The organism is Kutzneria sp. 744 (assembly GCF_000568255.1).
Taxonomy (GTDB): domain Bacteria; phylum Actinomycetota; class Actinomycetes; order Mycobacteriales; family Pseudonocardiaceae; genus Kutzneria.
Genome location: NZ_KK037166.1, coordinates 5,309,555 through 5,311,853, shown reverse-complemented (window position 1 = coordinate 5,311,853; position 2,299 = coordinate 5,309,555). Strand labels below are relative to the sequence as shown.

The window sequence follows — 2,299 nt, the reverse complement described above, 5'->3', positions numbered from 1 at the left end:
GACGGCGAGACCCCGCACGGGCATCGTTTTTCGTCGACGACGTGACGCTGTCCAATCTGGGCATCGTCGAGGGCTCGGAGATCGCCGTCGCGCCGGTCGAGGTGTCGGCGGCGCGGTCGATCGTGGTGTCCGGCTCCCGCCTGGCCTCGGCCTCGGTGCACCCGGACACGTTGCGGCTCGCGCTGACCGGCAAGGTCCTGACCACGGGCGACGCGGTGTCGCTGCTGCCGCAGGACCTGGCCCCGCCGCCCGGCTCGGACGTCTCGCAGGCGCGGCGGCAGCTGTCGCTGGCCATCGGCACCACCTGGACCAACGAGCTGATCACCGTGACGGCCACGCAGCCGCCGGGGCCGGTGACGATCGGCCCGAGCAGCGTGTTGACCTGGCGTGGCATGGAGGTCGTGGTCGAGCCGGAGCCGGAGCCCGTGGAGGTTCCGGTCGAGCTGCCCGAGGTTCCGCCGGTGCCGATCGCGGACCTGGTCGGCCAGCAGGACCAGGCCAAGCTGTTGACGGAGTGGCTCGACCTGACCTTCCACCGGCCGGAGCTGCTGGCCCAGCTCGGTGCGTCGGCGCAGCTGGGCGTGCTGATCAGCGGCCCCGAGGGCGTCGGCAAGGCGACCCTGGTGCGGGCCGTGGCGCAGAGTGTCGGTGCCACGGTCGTCGAGCTGTCCGCGCCGAGCATCGCCGCGCTGGAAGCGAATGCCGCGGCCAAGCAGCTGTCGGCCGCGATTGCCAAGGCCACCAAGCATTCCATCCTGTTGATCTCCGACATCGACGCGCTGCTGCCGACCACTCCGCCGCCGGTGGCGACGATCGTGCTGGACACGCTGCGCGCGGCCGTCCGCACCGAGGGCCTGGCCCTGGCCGTGACCAGCGCACACCCGGAGGCCATCGACCCCCGCCTGCGCGCCCCGGAGCTCGTGGACCGTTCGCTCTCGCTTCCCTTGCCGGACAGCAAGGTTCGAGTGGAGTTGCTGCGGGTGCTGCTGCGCGAGGTGCCGGTGGAGTCCGATGTGGACCTTGGCGCGGTCGCCGACCGTACGCCCGGCTTTGTCGCCGCCGACCTGGCCGCGCTACGGCGTGAGGCCGCGCTGCGGGCGGCCATGCGGCACTCCGAGGGCGTGCTCCAGGTCAGCCAGCAGGACCTGTTGGGCGCGTTGGAGACCGTGCGCCCGATCTCTATGTCCACTTCGGACACTTTGCAGACCGGTGGCCTGACGCTGGACGACGTCGGCGACATGAAGGACGTCAAGCAGGCGTTGACCGAAGCCGTGCTGTGGCCGTTGCAGTATCCGGATTCCTTTGCGCGCCTGGGAGTTCAGCCGCCGCGCGGGGTGCTGATGTACGGGCCGCCCGGCTGCGGCAAGACGTTCCTGGTGCGGGCGCTGGCCGGCAGCGGACGGCTGAATGTGCTGTCGGTCAAGGGCGCGGAGCTGATGGACAAGTTCGTCGGCGAGTCCGAGCGGGCCGTGCGGGAGCTGTTCCGCCGCGCCGCCGAGGCCTCGCCCACCATGGTGTTCCTGGACGAGGTCGACGCCCTTGCGCCGCGCCGGGGCCAGTCCTCCGACTCCGGCGTCGCCGACCGGGTCGTGGCCGCGCTGCTGACCGAGCTGGACGGCGTGGAGCCGCTGCGGGACGTGATCGTCGTCGGCGCGACCAACCGGCCTGAGCTGCTCGACCCGGCCCTGCTGCGGCCGGGCCGCCTGGAGCGCGTGATCTACGTGCCGCCGCCGGACGCCGACGCTCGGGCCGAGATCCTGCGCTCGTCGTCACGGAACATGCCGCTGGCCGCCGACGTGGACCTGGCGGCCCTGGCCGCGGAGTTGGACGGCTACTCCGCCGCCGACTGCGCCGGCCTGATCCGGGAGGCGGCGCTGACCGCCATGCGGGAGTCCCTGTCGGCGGCCGAGGTCACCGCCGCCCACCTCGCCAAGGCCCGCACCGCCGTCCGCCCCTCCCTGGACCCCGCCCAACTAGCCGCCCTAGCCGCCTACGCCAACTCCCGCACCCTCTGACGCCCCCGCGAGTCACGCTCTCCGGCACACCGAAATACGGTTTCAGGCAGAGGTTCAGCGGCGGAGTCAGGTCGGTCCGTCGGCGACTGTGCGGGCCGACGGAGAGATCGGGTGGGCGGAGCCGCCAGGCCACGCGTGCTACTGGGCGGGCAGTCCTGTGGGCCACGGTGGACGGCCGGCGCGACGGTGCGTTCGTCGGCAGCCCCAAACCGGATCTTGACGATCGTCGATGGCATGAATCCGCCCGCGGCGGCGTCACCGAGGCAGGCTCCCGCTACCGCGAG

The 2,299-nt window shown here is 72.4% G+C and carries 1 pseudogene; it reads left to right on the top strand.

Features of this window, described 5'->3' with window-relative positions:
- A pseudogene (locus KUTG_RS23770) lies at positions 1–2,015 on the top strand (AAA family ATPase); the annotation flags it as partial.
- Positions 2,016–2,299: the final 284 nt, after the last annotated feature.